This is a genomic window from Subtercola sp. PAMC28395, assembly GCF_018889995.1.
Taxonomy (GTDB): Bacteria; Actinomycetota; Actinomycetes; order Actinomycetales; family Microbacteriaceae; genus Subtercola.
Genome location: NZ_CP076547.1, coordinates 664,558 through 679,245 on the forward strand (window position 1 = coordinate 664,558; position 14,688 = coordinate 679,245).

Annotated in this window: 14 protein-coding genes and 1 tRNA gene; 5 read left to right on the top strand and 10 right to left on the bottom strand. The window is 65.3% G+C overall.

The features are described from left to right. Positions 1-28: 28 nt before the first annotated feature. Entirely contained in the window at positions 29-481 is a 453-nt protein-coding gene (locus KPL76_RS03180) for a pyridoxamine 5'-phosphate oxidase family protein (protein ID WP_216335087.1), read from the top strand. Here KPL76_RS03180 and KPL76_RS03185 read toward each other — a convergent pair. The 7 genes from KPL76_RS03185 to KPL76_RS03215 all read right to left on the bottom strand — a co-directional run bounded on the left by KPL76_RS03185 (position 478) and on the right by KPL76_RS03215 (position 9,225). Next, entirely contained in the window at positions 478-2,112 is a 1,635-nt protein-coding gene (locus KPL76_RS03185) for a phospholipase D-like domain-containing protein (RefSeq protein ID WP_216335088.1), read from the bottom strand. The two genes, KPL76_RS03180 and KPL76_RS03185, sit on opposite strands and share 4 nt — an antisense overlap. 181 nt (positions 2,113-2,293) lie before the next feature. Next, positions 2,294-3,670 (bottom strand): aminotransferase class V-fold PLP-dependent enzyme, encoded by a 1,377-nt coding sequence (locus KPL76_RS03190; protein ID WP_216335089.1) that lies wholly within the window; start codon positions 3,668-3,670, stop codon positions 2,294-2,296. A gap of 173 nt (positions 3,671-3,843) precedes the next feature. Then, positions 3,844-4,932: an ABC transporter ATP-binding protein gene (locus tag KPL76_RS03195; RefSeq protein ID WP_216335090.1), complete on the bottom strand. Its 1,089-nt coding sequence runs from the start codon at positions 4,930-4,932 to the stop codon at positions 3,844-3,846. Then, positions 4,929-5,750, bottom strand: coding sequence for an ABC transporter permease (locus KPL76_RS03200; RefSeq protein WP_253202137.1), 822 nt, complete (start codon positions 5,748-5,750; stop codon positions 4,929-4,931). Before KPL76_RS03200 ends, KPL76_RS03195 begins: the two co-directional genes overlap by 4 nt. Next, positions 5,747-6,673, bottom strand: coding sequence for an ABC transporter permease subunit (locus KPL76_RS03205; RefSeq protein WP_253202138.1), 927 nt, complete (start codon positions 6,671-6,673; stop codon positions 5,747-5,749). Before KPL76_RS03205 ends, KPL76_RS03200 begins: the two co-directional genes overlap by 4 nt. A 7-nt stretch (positions 6,674-6,680) precedes the next feature. Beyond that, entirely contained in the window at positions 6,681-7,820 is a 1,140-nt protein-coding gene (locus tag KPL76_RS03210; RefSeq protein WP_253202139.1) for an ABC transporter substrate-binding protein, read from the bottom strand. Positions 7,821-8,058: 238 nt separating this feature from the next. Beyond that, positions 8,059-9,225: a TIGR03364 family FAD-dependent oxidoreductase gene (locus KPL76_RS03215; protein WP_216335091.1), complete on the bottom strand. Its 1,167-nt coding sequence runs from the start codon at positions 9,223-9,225 to the stop codon at positions 8,059-8,061. A gap of 162 nt (positions 9,226-9,387) precedes the next feature. Between KPL76_RS03215 and KPL76_RS03220 the strand changes: the two genes are divergently transcribed. Both KPL76_RS03220 and KPL76_RS03225 read left to right on the top strand, forming a co-directional pair. After that, a complete protein-coding gene (locus tag KPL76_RS03220) occupies positions 9,388-10,089 on the top strand; it encodes a phosphonatase-like hydrolase (protein WP_216335092.1) in 702 nt (233 codons plus the stop codon). A 30-nt stretch (positions 10,090-10,119) separates the two neighbouring features. Further along, entirely contained in the window at positions 10,120-10,662 is a 543-nt protein-coding gene (locus tag KPL76_RS03225; RefSeq protein WP_216335093.1) for a HEAT repeat domain-containing protein, read from the top strand. 230 nt (positions 10,663-10,892) lie between these two features. On the opposite strand, the gene KPL76_RS03230 is transcribed toward KPL76_RS03225, so the two are convergent. Together KPL76_RS03230 and KPL76_RS03235 are read right to left on the bottom strand one after the other, a co-directional pair. Continuing rightward, positions 10,893-10,969 (bottom strand) — tRNA-Arg (locus KPL76_RS03230). A 204-nt stretch (positions 10,970-11,173) separates the two neighbouring features. Then, complete coding sequence (locus tag KPL76_RS03235; RefSeq protein WP_216335094.1) at positions 11,174-11,929, bottom strand: SDR family NAD(P)-dependent oxidoreductase; 756 nt, start codon at positions 11,927-11,929, stop codon at positions 11,174-11,176. A gap of 79 nt (positions 11,930-12,008) precedes the next feature. On the opposite strand from KPL76_RS03235, the gene KPL76_RS03240 reads away from it, so the two are divergent. Then, positions 12,009-12,662 carry a TetR/AcrR family transcriptional regulator gene (locus KPL76_RS03240; protein WP_216335095.1) on the top strand — a complete coding sequence of 218 codons (654 nt, stop codon included), beginning with the start codon at positions 12,009-12,011 and terminating at the stop codon, positions 12,660-12,662. A gap of 126 nt (positions 12,663-12,788) precedes the next feature. On the opposite strand, the gene ald is transcribed toward KPL76_RS03240, so the two are convergent. Beyond that, positions 12,789-13,919, bottom strand: coding sequence for an alanine dehydrogenase (ald, locus tag KPL76_RS03245; RefSeq protein WP_216335096.1), 1,131 nt, complete (start codon positions 13,917-13,919; stop codon positions 12,789-12,791). A 143-nt stretch (positions 13,920-14,062) separates the two neighbouring features. On the opposite strand from ald, the gene KPL76_RS03250 reads away from it, so the two are divergent. Further along, positions 14,063-14,533 (top strand): Lrp/AsnC family transcriptional regulator, encoded by a 471-nt coding sequence (locus tag KPL76_RS03250; RefSeq protein ID WP_216335097.1) that lies wholly within the window; start codon positions 14,063-14,065, stop codon positions 14,531-14,533. Positions 14,534-14,688: the final 155 nt, after the last annotated feature.

Genomic DNA, 14,688 nt, shown 5'->3' on the forward strand with positions numbered 1-14,688 from the left:
CAAAGACATCCTCGAGAGATGAGTCACCGTGCCCGATCGTGAAGATGACATCGAAGAGTGGTCACCCCAGGGACCGGTCACCGAATTGTCGGATGCCCGGAGCTGGGCCCTTGTGACCGGAGCGACGTTCGGCCGTATCGGCGTGAGCGTCGACGACCAGCCCGAGATCTTTCCGGTGAACTACTTCAGCAACGGCAGCGCGATCGTCTTCCGTACGGCTTCCGGAACCAAGCTCACCGAGCTCATGACGAACAAGACGGTCGTCTTCGAGGTCGACGCGTCTACCGACGAGGGCACCTGGAGCGTCACAGTCAAAGGCACTGCCCACGCGGTCACCGACGACTTCGAGGTACCGGATGCTGCGTTCACCGCGCTGCCCGACTGGGTGCCGACGGAGCCCTACGTGTTCGTGCACATCACTCCTACGAGCATCGTTGGCCGCCTGTTCCACCACCACGTGAAGCTCGCACGCAGGGACTAGAACCGGGCTGTGTGTCTCAGCTGGCGGGGGCGCCCGTCTGGGTCGACGACGAGTCGGCTGGCCGGAGCCGCCCAGAGGCGCTGGGCGGCGGTGACCGGTTCGATGTGGTGATGGCGCGCGCGACCCTCGGGGCGCGGCCCCGAGCAACCTGACTCGTGCCACTGGTCGAGTGCATCGGCCGAAGCGTTCCACACCCCGAGGCCTGCGGCAGGATCGAGCACAGACGGGTCCTCCCGGTCACGACCGAGATGCTCAGACCAGAGCTGAACCCGCAGGTCCCGTGCCAGTGTCCCGGCGACGCTCGGGTGGGTCCCAGCACCGCTCCCCGACGTCTCGCCGGACTGCGCACGAATGTCTCCTGATTCATCCACAACGGCGCAGGTGAGCTCGCTGTCCGTGGTCCAGGAACGTCGGTTGAAGTTGTCTGAACCGCACGTCATCCAGGTGTCGTCGACAATGCAGATCTTCGCGTGCACGTAGATCGGCGTGCCTGCGCTGTTCTCGAGGTCGAAGACTCCCACTCGTCCAGGCGCGGCCCGCCGCAGGAGTCCGACCGCACGCAATTGCCCCAGCCTCTTAGGCGGCCCGGTGAGAGGGCCGTCGGAGTCGGGGTAGCGGGGCACGACGATGATCACGGTGAGAACGGGATTGCGCTGCAGTGCCTCCGCCAGGGCAGCCGCGACCTCCGTCGACCACAGGTACTGGTCTTCGATGTAGATCAGCGAGCGAGCCCGGGCGAAGGCCTTTGCATAGGCACGGGCCACGCTGCGCTCCCCTTCGGGGGCGAACGGGAAGGGTGGTCGTTTCACCCCGTATGTGCGCAACAGTTGGACCGAATGCGGGCCGGCTGGTGGGGGCGGGGGCGCTGCCTCGGGGAGAGGCTGAGGATGGCGAGGCATGTGAGCCAGTCGTTGCACGAGCATCCGGTACGGGGTGCGCTTGTCGAGCGGATGCGGGTCGTTCCATCGTTCGGCGAAGACCGCGAGCAGGTCTGCCACGACCGGGCCTCGGAGTTCGAGCGCCGCATCATGCCACGGGGGTCGTCTGCCATAGCGCGGATTCATGGTCACGGCCTGCGGGTCTCCGGCATGTTCTGCGTCGTCACGACGACTGTGGCTGAGATCGAGGCCACCGACGAAAGCAACGTCCTTCGACGGGTCGTCGCGATACCGGATGACGAAGAGCTTCTGATGATGCGAACCGAACAGGCGGACCCGTTGGTCGAGCAACACCTCCCCGCCGGCGTCGTTGATCTCTCTTCCCAGAAGTTCGTTCGACCGGCCACTGATCGGGGATGACACGCGTTCCCCATGAGAGCGCCAGACGAGTCCGCGAACTTCAACACCCGTGCGGGCGAGCCTGGCGAGCAGGTCGCCGATCGACGGGCCGTCAGCTGTCAGACGCTCATCAGCATCGCCACGCCAGTCCGTGAACCAGACCCGGTCTCCGGGGCCCAGCGCCGTCAACTCCTCATGAAGCCGGGCGAAGTAGCTCGCCCCGTGCACGAGTGGTCGGACGAGGTTTCCCTCTGACCACGCTATGGCTCCGGCTGCACCCGAATGCACATCTGTGGCCAGGTTTCCGCGTTCTTCGCGGCTGAGAAACCACGAACCAGCATCATCGCCGCTCATCGATGTCTTCTCGCTGGTCGACCGCGACGGGCGTCGCGTCCAGAGGCCAGGAGAAAGCCCTCCACCGCACAAGCCGGGATCCCGGTCCAGCGGCGAACGTCCGGTGTCTTCACGCGCTCATACTTTCATGAGCGCTGCTCTACAGGCAAACACCTCAGGGGGCTCACGGGAACGCGCGCCGTCACCTCATTGCCCTTCGCACGGCCTGCACTGAGAAGGCGACCTCGTCTGCGCCGGTCGACCAATTGCTGACAGAGATGCGCAGGACGTCGTGCCCGCGCCACCGTGAGCCGGACATCCATACCGCGCCGTCGGCGATGAGGTTCGCCGTCACTTCGCGGGTGCGCTCGTCGGAGCCGAAACTCAGGCACACCTGCGTGAAGACCACCTCGTTGAGCACCGAGACCCCGGGCAGCGTGGCAAGCTCAGTCGCCAGTGCCTGTGCATTCGAGACCAGGCCCTCTACGAGGTTGGTCAACCCCGAGCGGCCGAGCTGTTTCAGCGCAGCCCAGACCGGAACGCCGCGCGCCCGTCTCGACATCTCCGGGGTCAGATCCATCGGGTCGGGCGCGTTACCCTCCGCGCGCATCAGATAGGCGGTCTGGGTGCCGAGAGCTGCACGCGCGACGCCCGGGTGGGCCACAATTGCGACACCGCAGTCGTAGGGCACGTTGAGCGTCTTGTGCGCGTCGGTCGCCCACGAATCGGCCAGCTCGACACCCTCCAGCTGCGGCGCGAGCGTCGGGCTCGCCGCGGCCCACAGCCCGAACGCACCATCCACGTGCACCCAGGCACCGTACTCGTGCGCGAGCGTGATCGCCTCGGCCATCGGGTCGAAGGCTCCCGAGTGCAGATTGCCCGCCTGAAGGCACAGGATGACCGGGCCCTCGCTCGCGCGGAGAGCAACCCTGAGCTCGTCGACGAGTATTCGGCCCTGCTCGTCGGCCGGAACTCTGGCGGGCGAACCGAAGCCGAGGTACCGCAGCGCGAGATCGACGGAGGTGTGCCCTTCGGCACCGGCGAGCACGGTGATCGGTGGGCTGCCCTGCATGCCCCGGGTGTTCACGTCCCAGCCCACGCGGTCGAGCAGGTAAGCCCTCGCTGCGGCCAGGCCCGTCCAGTTGGCCATTGTCGCGCCGGTGGTGAAGCCCACCTCCGAGCCGGGCGGCAGGCCGAGGGCGTCGACGAGCCACTCACCTGCGACCTGTTCGATCGCTGCGGTCGCCGGTGAGGCATACCGCATTGCAGCGTTCTGGTCCCAGGAACTCACCAGCCAGTCTGCGCCCAACGACGCCGGCAGCGTACCGCCGATGACCCATCCGAAGAACCGACCGGAGGGCATGGCCATGAGACCCGGCTCCGCGAGCCTCGCCAGCTCGTCGACGACGTCTGCCGGGGCGGTCGGGCGATCCTGCAGAGGGCCTCGGAACACGGCGAGCATCTCGTCGATGTTCGCGCTGGGAGCGACCCGCCTGCCCGGTATCGAATCGATCCACTCGCGAGCGCCGGCGTGTGCCCGGTCCATCGCGGCATGGAACTCACTCGGCTGAAAGGTCATCACTGAACTCCTCGTTCTCGAAAACACACCTCGCAGGCCGTGGCGAGCGCTGTGGGCTACACGGCTAGTCTGAACGCGCCCACGGCAGACCGCAATGCACCATCTTCATCCCCCAGCGATTCACTCGAGGCGCGTCTCGAAGTGCAGGCGGGGCGCGCCAGCACCGCCGGGCGTCACGTCGAACTGCGTACCGGGGCGCCGGCGGCCACCGGCCTTCCGCCCAGCACCACGTGCACCCGCTCGCCCGGTGCCGGGTGCAGGTGCACGTCGTGTTGAACGAAGAGCACCTCCCCGGTCTCGAGCCTGACTTGCGTGCGGCGGAGAGACCCGAGAAAGCTCGAGGCGACGACTGTCGCCGGGATTCCCGAGCCGCCGAACGCGATGTCTTCCGGGCGAATGTAGGCCGTGACCGGCCCGTCGGCGGGTCCCGTCCCCAGGAGCGGCAAGCGCGACCCGAGAAGAGAGACTGTGCCGCCAGAGAGCTCCGCACTGACGGCGTTGCTCAAACCGATGAAGGTGGCCACGAACGACGTAGCGGGCTTGGTATAGAGGTCTTCCGGCGTGCCGATCTGCTCGATGTTGCCTTCACGCATCACCGCGACCCGGTCGGCGACGGCCAGGGCCTCCTCCTGGTCGTGGGTGACGAACAGAGTGGTGATGCCGAGATCGGTCTGGATGCGGCGGATCTCGTCGCGAAGTTGAACACGCACCTTTGCATCGAGGGCCGAGAGCGGTTCGTCGAGCAGCAGTACCTTCGGTCGCGTCACGAGTGCGCGTGCGAGCGCGACCCGTTGCTGCTGACCGCCGGAGAGCTGGTGTGCGTAGCGGGCACCGAACCCGTCGAGTCCGACCATGTCGAGAGCTTCGGATGCCCGGCGGCGGCGGGCCGCAGCATCCACTTTTCGCATCCGCAACCCGAATTCGACATTCTGCGAGACGGTCATGTGGGGGAAGAGGGAGTATGCCTGGAACACCATACCGATGTCGCGCTTGTTGACCGGGGTTCGGGCAACATCGAGGCCGTCGATGAGAATGCGGCCGTCAGAGAGCGATTCCAGGCCGGAGAGCGCGCGCAGGACTGTCGTCTTTCCGCATCCCGACGGCCCGAGAAGGGCGATGAACTCCCCTGGTGCCATCGACAGGTTCACGCCATTCAGAGCCTTCTGGCTGGAGTAGTACTTCACGACGTTTCGCAGTTCGACGGTTGAGCCTTGGCGCTCACGCAGAGTCTGTAAGGACGTGGCTGATGCGGTTGTGGTCATCGAGACCTCCGGTTGCGGCCGAGACTTCCGAGTCGGCCGATGACGAGTAACAGAACAAACGCCAACGCGAGGGCGAATACCGCGAAGATCACGGCGACATATGGGTCGGTGTGCTGCACGAGCACGAGCGCTGTCTGGAAGGTGTTCTGACTGAGGAACGAGGCGATCGTGTACTCACCCAGAACCACCGCGACGGTGATGAAGCAGGCCGAGACGATTCCGGTGCGAAGATTCGGCAGGATGACCCGCCACAGCACCTGGGCCCAACTCGCGCCGAGCGACCGCCCGGCCTCACTGAGCGTGACGACCTCGACGCCGGCGAGGTTGGCCGCGATAGGGCGGAAGGCATACGGCAGCACGATGATTCCCACAGCGAACGCAAGCGTCCACGGGTTGCTGCCGAAGATCCGCGCAACCACCGAGTACACCGGAATGAAACCCACGACGAGAACAATCGAGGGAATGGTGATGGGAATGATGCAGATGAACTCGAGAACCCCGCGAAGCCGGGGAAACGCGATCTCCACCAGGATCATGGTCGGCAGGAGCAGTAACAGCACAATCAGAACAGTGATGAGGCAGATCACCAGCGAGTTCAGGATTCCCTGGAAGAGCACCGCGTAAGTGCCCGCACTTCCACCGAAGATCGCTGAATAGTGCTCGAGGCCGTGTGCCCCGGATTGCCCGCTGCGCAGCGAGAACTCGAGCATCGAGAGAATTGGTACGACGAACAGCACGCCTGCCACTCCGAGGATGACCCATCGCGCCATCCGCCCGGGTTCCGCGCGGTACCGCGTTGTCTCTTGTGGCCGGCTCATCGACGCCACCTCGAGGCCCGCCGCTGCAGCACGGAATACGCGCTCATCAGCACGATCATGACCACAACCATCCCGAGGGCGAGCACACCTGCGACATTGGCGACGCCGACGATGGTCTCACTGGTGAGCTGCTGGCGGATCGCGAGTGGAATGATTCCGCCCTGGGAGATCAGCGCGGCGGCCGTTGCATATGACGAGAAGGAATTCGCAAAAAGCAGGATGAGGCTGCCGAAGAAGGCGGGCGCGAGGATCGGAGCACCGATGCGGGTCCAGTAGGTGAAGCGAGTGCCGCCGAGGGTGGCGTTTGCTTCAGCCCACGTCGATTTGAGTCCCTCCACAGCGGGCATGAAGGTGAGCACCATCAGTGGCACCTGAAAGTAGAGGTACGGAATCACGAGCCCCGGGATCTGGTACAAAAGGGGACCATTGTTGTTGAAGTTGTTGAAGATGTTCGTCGTGAAACCGATGGAGACAAGCCACTTGGTGAGCACGCCCTGGGTGCCGATCGTCGCGATGAATGCGAAAGCCAGCATCACGCCACCGAACTGGGCGAGCACACTGCTCGCGGAATCGACGGTGCGGCGAAGCCCGGTCTCAGCGCGCGTACCGAGCATGGCGTAGCAGATCAGTGCGCCGAGGATCGCGCCGACAACGGCAGTCAGGGCCGAGAGCCACAGTGACGAGAAGAAGTTGCCGAGGATGGTCGGGTTCGTGTAAGCGGCGAAATTGGCAAGGGTGAAATCGCCCGTCGAATCGAAGAATCCGCTCGCAACCGCCAGGACGGCAGGGATCGCGAGGAACAATACGACGTAGGCAGAGAACGGCACGAGGCCCAGCCAGGCGGCACAGCGACGCCGGGGCAGGACCCCGGCGTCGCTGATGCTGTCGACCGGTACCGGTGGTGCGGCGACAATTGCTGTCATCTGATCGTCAGCCGATCGCTGCTGCCCAGTTCGACTTCAGCAGAGCCGCCGCAGCGGAAGCCTGGTCTGCCGTCAGCTGCACGAAGCTCGCCGGTGCTTCGCCTACCGAGGCGAGTACGGTCTTGTCGACCGTGCCGGAGGTCTGCATTGCAGCAAGGGTTGCGGGGTACGCGCCTGAAGCGAGATACAGGTTCTGCACCTCGGGGCTGTAGATGTACTCCTCCCACAACCGGGCCGCTGCCGGGTGCGGAGCGTCAGTGCTGATGGCCTGGTTGTAGTAGCTGCCGAGCGCTGTGCCGGGGAGCACGACTGTCTTGAAGTTGGCGTTTCCGGACGATCCGCCAGCTGCACCCCAAGCGAGGTTGTTGTAGCTCCACTGGATCACCACGGGCGTCTCGCCTGAGGCAACGGTGGCCTGAGTCGGTGTGACGGCGAGAAAATTCCCGGCAGCCTTGAGGCTGTGGAAGAAATCGATGCCGGGCTGGACATTGTCTGCCTTGCCGCCGCTCTGCAGCGCCGCGAGGTACACCGCACTGGCAGCCTCGTTCGCCTGGGTCGGGTCACCCTTGATGGCAACCTTTCCGTTGTAGGCCGAGCCGAGCAGATCCTTCATCGAGGTCGGAGGAGTCTTGATGACGCTGGAGTCATAGCCGATGGACATCAGACCCGTGTAGTCGTAGTACCACTTGGCAGCAGGGTCTTTGAAATCGGCGGGAATGTCTGCCCAGTTCGACACCTTGTAGGGCGCCACGAGGTCGAGGTTCTGCTGGAGCACGGCGGTACCGAGGTCGAAGACGTCGGGGGCGGTGGACTGGCCCTTCTGAGCCTTTGCGGCCGCGACCTCATCCGCACTCGAGCCGTCAGGGTTTGCGGAGACGATCGTGATGCCGGGATACTTCGCTTCGAAGCCGGAGATGATCTTGCCGTAGTTCGCCCATGACGGCGGAAGAGTGATGACGTTGAGCGTGCCCTCTGCGGTGGCTGCTTTGACGAGCGCATCCATTCCGCCCAGATCCGCGGCACTGGTCGCGGTCTTGGCGCTGGTTTCTGCGGTGCTCGAGGGCGTGCTTGAGCCGGCGCAGGCGCTGAGTGAGACGGCTGCGACGACGGCAAGCGCCGCCCCCGCCATGAGACGTGTTCTGTTCACTGAGGTGTCCTCCTGTGACCGGCCGGCCGTTCGCGCTGTGAGGCGAACACTTCAGGGCACCGGGTCGGTCACTCGATGGTGACCGGCGAGGGTGACCAGAGGGCGCTCTACGCGTAAACTCCGAGCAAAATCCGGGCGGCCGGGCGGTGACATTTTGACACCCGACTGGGGGTCACCGCATCGGGGTCACCGCATCGGGGTCGCTGCGCCAGGTCAACGGTATTGATCACCCGCCACGTCAGCGGAGGGCATCGAAGGTGCGCGCCGCGACGCCGAACGAGACGGTCATGCCGACCCCCGAGGTGATGACGGCAGCCGTCACCCAGGGCGTGACGTCCGTGACCAGGTAAGGACGTTGCGGGCTGGACGCATAGATTCCCTGCCAGCGCTCGAGCACGCGCGCATCATCCACCTCGAGTATCTCGCAGATTCGCGCGACGAGAAGTTCCGTCGTCTGCTCACGCTGGAAGGGGTCCATGGTGACGTCGTACCGGTGACTGTCTCCCACGATGATGGTGCCGTCGGGGCGTTGGGTGAACATGACATTCGCCCCGATAGCGACGAGCTCCGGATCATCGGCGGCGACGGCTGCGCCCAGGGCGGCCGCGGCATCCATGTCAGTGAAAGCGGGGTACCGCAGCATCGATGTGCCGGTGAGAACAGCGGGGCCGATGCGCAGGGCCCGCGGCGCCTCGATGCGTGCCATCTGCAGACCACAGCGTTCGATCTGGTACTGCTCGGCCAGCTCGGGGAAGACGTAGTCGATGTCGTGGCCGACGCAGACGATCGTGCGTGCCGCCCTGACGACCCCTCGCGAAGTCTGTGCGCGATCTTCATCACTGAACAGGTACGACGTGCGCCACAAGAAGGTCACGCCGGCCTCACCCGCCAGCCAGGCCGCCAGGGAACCGACGGCTTCGCGAGGGTCGACGCGCAGGTCGTCTCGCAGGATGGCTCCCCCGAGAACCTCGCGGCCGTACTGAGACCGTTCATCAGGTTCAGAGGAGAGGCGGTCACGGGTCTCATCCGCGCTGATGAGCTGAACCTGCCCGGGCTCGCGGCTCTGTGCGAGCTCTTCGAGTACCGCCAGTTCTTCACTTCGTCGTGCAACGGCGAGCGCTCCGGACTCGACGGCGAAGAACCCGGCGCGGCCGCTGAAATGCAGCCACCGTTCGCGTGCGAACTGCGCGAGTTCGAGGAGGTCGCCGGACTGCGCTGTGACACAGCAGTGCCCGAAGTTGCGAATCGACGCGCCAACCGCGCGGCTGTCCCTGTCGATCACGACTACTGACAACCCTCGCCTGCGGGCTTCGGCCGCGTGAGCGAGGCCGAGGATGCCAGCACCGACCACCAGAACGTCACATTCGGCAATCACAGCGACGGGAGCACGACCGGGAGAATTCATCACGGTATTCGAGACTGCGGGTGCCACGAGGCGTAAGTCAAGCGTGGCGAGCAGCACGGGGCATCCTGTCGCCTGCCATTCACATGGCATTCAACTCTCACTGATGAAATGTCGAGGTACGCACTGGTGTCCGATCTGGTGCAACGGGGAGGCCGTAACACTGTGATCGAGCTCGTTGTGTGCGACATGGCCGGAACGACGATCGACGACCATGGGCTCGTCTACGACGCTCTTGCCGACGCCGTCATCGAGACGGGCGCAACCCTCACCGATTCCGACGTGCAGCAGTGGATGGGCACCGACAAGGTTGCCGCACTGACTGCCCTGATCGGCCTCGGAGGGGTGCCAGCCGACGACGATCTCGTGAGCCACGCCTTCGCCCGGTTCCGCACGCTCCTGCACGCGTCGTACGTCGACCGACCGCCTGTTGCACTGCCCGGAGTCGAAGCCGCCCTGCGCGAACTCGCCTCCCGCGGAATCGCCATCGCACTGAGCACCGGTTTCTCCGACGACGTCGCCCTGCCATTGCTCGCATCGCTCGGTTGGACCGTGGGGCACAGCGATGACGACCTGCTGGACGCCGTGATCACGACGTCTGACGTCGCCGCCGGCCGGCCAGCCCCGTACCTCATTCACCACGCGATGGAGAAGACAGGAACGCTCAGCACGCGGGCTGTGCTCGCAGCTGGCGACACGGCCGTCGATCTGTTCGCTGCCGAGAATGCCGGCGTCATCGGCGTGGGCGTGCTGACCGGCGGCCTCAGCCGGGCCGAGCTGATGCAATACCCGCACCGGTACATTCTCGACAGCGTCGCCGACATTCCCCGCCTGCCGGAGACGCTCCCGTCTGGTCAGCCGGTCTAGTCGCGTAGCAGGGCTAGTCTGTACTCACCCATGGCAGACCAGAATGCATCACCTTCATCCCCTGACGACTCCCTCGAGGAGCGCCTCCACTCGCTCGTGCTGATCGAAGGCGAGAATAGTGTCGCCCGTCGTGCGCGTTCGCTGCTCGCGGGCGGCTACGAGGGCGAAGACTTCCTGCGCGTCGTCGGAGGCCCGCACGCAGAAGGGATCCTGGCCGGGGCCCCGGCCCTGTACTGGCCGGAGCTCTGGGGAGCCCGTGCCCTTCTCTACGTCTGGGACGACGCAGCCGCACCCGCTGTTCTGGCTGGCCTCGCCAACCAATCGTGGCGAGTGCGCGAAATGGCGGCCAGGGTCTGCGCCACCCGCAGCATCGGAATCCCGAGTGATTTCGCCCGGCTCACCACCGACGAATATGCCCGCGTGCGCTCTGCCGCAGCGCGTGCAATTGCCGCCGTCGGCGACGAAGCGAGCATTGAGGTGCTCGAGCGCCTGCTTCGTGACCGCGACAAAGAAGTGCGTCGCGCCGCACAGCAGTCACTCGATGCCCTGCGTGCCCGGCTGCACGAGGCCTGATCGACATCTTCTGACGCGGTCGAGCCAGACTTCAGACCGACAGGTCGCTCCGCGCACCCACCATCTCGAGAGTGCGTTGTGACCTGACAGAACCGCGTCCGCGCCCGGCGCCCCGCAGCGAGGGGCTGCCGCTGGTCAACCGTGTCTCGAGCTTCACATCGTTCGAGACATCACCGGAACGTATTTGCTCCTGAAACCAGGAAAACCCCCGCCTGGGCGGGGGTTCTCGGTGGTGCGCCCGGAGGGATTCGAACCCCCGGCCTTCTGATCCGTAGTCAGACGCTCTATCCAGCTGAGCTACGGGCGCATGCGTGATCAAACACGTTTTTCACACAAGGAGCAACAGTACACGAAAGTGCCACCTACTCGCACATCGCGGCCTCGCGGCTCCACTGGTTCAATTTACCATGGCTCAGGCACGGCCACAGACGGAGGGGGATGCTTGAGAGCGGAGGGCGACTGGCGGGCCGCCACGGCGATCGAAAACCGCGGTGCCCCTGCCAGGTCTGTGCTACTGCGCCGCGTACCCTCCATCGACCAGGTGGTAGCTGCCCGAGATGAACGAAGCGGCATCGCTGACCAGGAACGCGACCAGCGCCGCGACTTCTTCAGGCTTACCCAGACGACCGAGCGCGTGCTTCGAGGCGAGGTACTCCTGCGCGGCAGCATCGAGGTTTGCATCGACAAGCGGAGTGTGGATGAAGCCGGGGCCCACAGCGTTCGTACGCACGTTCTGCGCACCGTACTCGAGAGCAGCGTTCTTCGTCAGCCCCACGAGCCCGTGCTTGGCGGTGACATAGGCCGACGACGACGCGATGCCGACACTTCCGAGAACCGATGCCATGTTGACGATCGAGCCGCCACCGTTGGCCGCAATGGCCGGCAGCTGGTACTTCAGCCCGTAGAACACGGCATTGAGGTTGATTTCGATGACCTTGCGCCAGCTCTCGAGCGAGTACTCGCCGATCGGTGCCGCCTCGCCACCGATCCCGGCGTTGTTCACCGCGATGCGAAGCGGCGCCAGCGCGTTCGCCGCCGCAACGCTCGCCTCGGAGAATGCCGGGTCTGACACATCGCCCACAAGCACCTCGGCGACGCCCCCGGCAGCGCGAATCTCCTCGACGACGGCCTGCGCACCCTCGAGCCGCACATCCGAAACGATCACCGACGCGCCGTTCTTGGCGAGCTCCAGCGCAACCGCTCGCCCGATTCCCGAACCCGCACCGGTCACGATCGCGGAACGCCCTGCAACATCATAGGTAGCCATGATTTTCATACTTCTTTCTGTGCCGAATGAATGACCACTGTACTCCCGTTAACCAACAAGTGTCGGATAAACTTGGCGCATGGATGCTCGACAGCTCAAATCACGCGAGAAACTCCGAACGGCGATCCTGACTCTGGCCGCCTCGCGCCAGGGCGACGAGATCACCGCCTCTGAGGTGGCCGCTCTCGCCGGCGTCAACCGTTCGACGTTCTACGAACACGCCGCGTCCCCCTCGGCCCTGCTCGAGCTGGTGCTGCGCACGGAGCTCGACGAGATCCGCGAGCGCCACCTGCGGCACGCGACGGCAGAGACTGCCGGCACCGCGATGGCCGAGGTCACCCGTGCCGTTCTGCACCACGTCGACGAACACGCTCTCATCTACGCACTCGGCCTGAACGAGACGAGCGGGTCTGCAAGCCTGCACCCGATGCTGAGTTCGCACTTCGGAGCATCCATTCGCCTGTTGGTGAGCCTTCAGGCGGTGACCATCGAAGACCACGACATCGCTGAAGCCCATCCCGGCCACGGCGGGGCCGCGATCGAACGTGCAGGCTCCATCCGGGCCGAGCAGACGTCGCCCATCCTGCTCACCGAGATGGCAACGCGATTCATCGCCGACGGTTCAGTGGGGGCGATCGCAACCTGGCTCGACACACCCGAGCCCCGCGACGCAGAGGCGTTCCTGCACGCCTACCGGCAGCTGCTCCCTGCCTGGTGGCCCCTCAGCGCCTGAATGCATCGCCCAGCGTGAGTGGATGATCGACCTGACGCGACTCGCCCCTCAAGCCGTGGGGTCAGGGCGTATCGCGTCACGTCGAGCCAGCAACACCCAGAGGCGCGCTGGTGGCGCGCCGGGCGGTCAGGCGGCGACGACCTCGAGGGCCGCGTCGTGCGGAGCCGTGTAGGGCAGGCCGAGCGCCGACGCGACGAGGGCATTCGTCACCAGCCCGGCGTGCACGTTGAGGCCACGGGCGAGCGCTTCGTCGTCGGCGATGGCCTTCTGCCACCCCTTCTCGGCGAGCGTGATCACATAGGGCAACGTTGCGTTGGTCAGAGCGGTCGTCGAGGTCTCGGGCACAGCACCCGGCATGTTGGCGACGCAGTAGAAGATGCTGTTGTGCACGGCGAAGATGGGGTCGTCGTGCGTGGTCGGGTGGGAGCCCTCGAAGCAACCCCCCTGGTCGATGGCGATGTCGACGAGCACGGAGCCGGGCTTCATCTCGGCGATCATCGCGTCGGTCACGAGCTTCGGGGCCTGCGCGCCGGGGATGAGCACGGAGCCGATGACGAGGTCGGCGTCACGTACCTGCGCGGCGATCTCGTAGGCCGACGACGCGCGGGTCTGGATGCGCCCGCCGAACTGCGCCTCGAGCTGGCGGAGGCGAGGCAACGAGAGGTCGATCACGGTTACGTCGGCACCCATTCCGACGGCGTCTGCAGCGGCGTGCTCGCCCGCCACTCCCCCGCCGATGACGACAACTTTGGCCTTGCGGGTTCCGGGAACACCGCCGAGCAGCACTCCACGCCCACCGGCCGCGCTCATCAGGTGATACCCGCCGACCTGAACAGACAGGCGCCCGGCAACCTCGCTCATCGGCGAGAGCAGGGGAAGGCTGCGGTTGTCGAGCTGTACAGTCTCGTAGGCGATGGCCGTGGTGCCCGAGGCGATCAGGGCATCGGTGCACTCCCGTGACGCAGCGAGGTGCAGGTAGGTGAACAACACCTGCCCGGCACGCATGCGCGGGTACTCCGAAGCGATCGGCTCCTTGACCTTCAGCAGCAGGTCGGCACTCGCCCACACCTCGTCTGCCGAGCCGAGAATGGTCGCACCAGCAGTCACGTAGTCGGCGTCACTGATTCGCGACCCGAGGCCTGCGCCGCTCTGCACGACGACGTCGTGGCCACGACGTACGAGCTCGTGCACGCCGGCGGGAGTCGCGGCGACGCGCTTCTCGTTGTTCTTGATCTCGGTGGGAATGCCAACTCGCATGATCGTCTCCGTTGCTCAGCAGTGCGCGGCCAGAATAGTGATCCAATTTTCGCAAGATACTCGTTTCGGGTAGGTAAAATCAGTGGATACTGCGGCAAACTGACCCGCAGCCGCGCAAACTGCAACGAAAGCCGTGCCAGACGATGGTTAGTTCGAAGATTCCACGGTCATCCGGCCCGCTCGATGACATCGACACCCAACTGGTCGAACTGCTGAAGGCCAACGCACGGATGCCCAACAGCCGTCTCGCCGAACTGGTGGGCGTGGCGCAGTCGACGTGCATCACTCGGGTGAGATCGCTCGAAGACCGCGGCGTGATCACCGGGTACACCGCGCGGGTCTCGCCTGCGGCCCTCGGCCTGTCACTTCAGGCCCTCATCAGCGTGAGTATCAAATCCGGAGCGAGGCAGAGCATCTCGGCATTCAGCGACGACATCAGCAGCCGCACGGAGGTGCTTCAGCTGTTCTTTCTGGGAGGCGCAGAGGACTTCGTGATCCATGTCGCGACGCGAGACAGCGACCACCTGCGCGAGTTCGTCGTTGCGAACCTGTCGGCGCACCCCTCTGTGGCGTCGACCCGCACGAGCATAGTGTTCGAGCACGTCGTGAACTGACGGCCGAGCTCGCCCCGGTCGCTGGTGCGGCAGGGTGCTCGCCACCCGTTCGTCCACGCGCAGCGGCGCGTGCAGCCTGCACGCCGTCGGCCGCGCAGACGAACGAGTGGGCGGCGTTGCCGCGGTGTCGCTGACAAAGCCCCCTTCTCAATGGT

What these genes read in the sequence shown, in the direction of transcription:
- ald (WP_216335096.1), bottom strand. Translation starts at nt 13,919, where the DNA reads ATGCGAGTTGGCATTCCCACCGAGATCAAGAACAACGAGAAGCGCGTC.
- KPL76_RS03215 (WP_216335091.1), bottom strand. Translation starts at nt 9,225, where the DNA reads ATGAATTCTCCCGGTCGTGCTCCCGTCGCTGTGATTGCCGAATGTGAC.
- KPL76_RS03240 (WP_216335095.1), top strand. Translation starts at nt 12,009, where the DNA reads ATGGATGCTCGACAGCTCAAATCACGCGAGAAACTCCGAACGGCGATC.
- KPL76_RS03185 (WP_216335088.1), bottom strand. Translation starts at nt 2,112, where the DNA reads ATGAGCGGCGATGATGCTGGTTCGTGGTTTCTCAGCCGCGAAGAACGC.
- KPL76_RS03235 (WP_216335094.1), bottom strand. Translation starts at nt 11,929, where the DNA reads ATGGCTACCTATGATGTTGCAGGGCGTTCCGCGATCGTGACCGGTGCG.
- KPL76_RS03190 (WP_216335089.1), bottom strand. Translation starts at nt 3,670, where the DNA reads ATGACCTTTCAGCCGAGTGAGTTCCATGCCGCGATGGACCGGGCACAC.
- KPL76_RS03200 (WP_253202137.1), bottom strand. Translation starts at nt 5,750, where the DNA reads ATGAGCCGGCCACAAGAGACAACGCGGTACCGCGCGGAACCCGGGCGG.
- KPL76_RS03225 (WP_216335093.1), top strand. Translation starts at nt 10,120, where the DNA reads ATGGCAGACCAGAATGCATCACCTTCATCCCCTGACGACTCCCTCGAG.
- KPL76_RS03205 (WP_253202138.1), bottom strand. Translation starts at nt 6,673, where the DNA reads ATGACAGCAATTGTCGCCGCACCACCGGTACCGGTCGACAGCATCAGC.
- KPL76_RS03250 (WP_216335097.1), top strand. Translation starts at nt 14,063, where the DNA reads ATGGTTAGTTCGAAGATTCCACGGTCATCCGGCCCGCTCGATGACATC.
- KPL76_RS03195 (WP_216335090.1), bottom strand. Translation starts at nt 4,932, where the DNA reads ATGACCACAACCGCATCAGCCACGTCCTTACAGACTCTGCGTGAGCGC.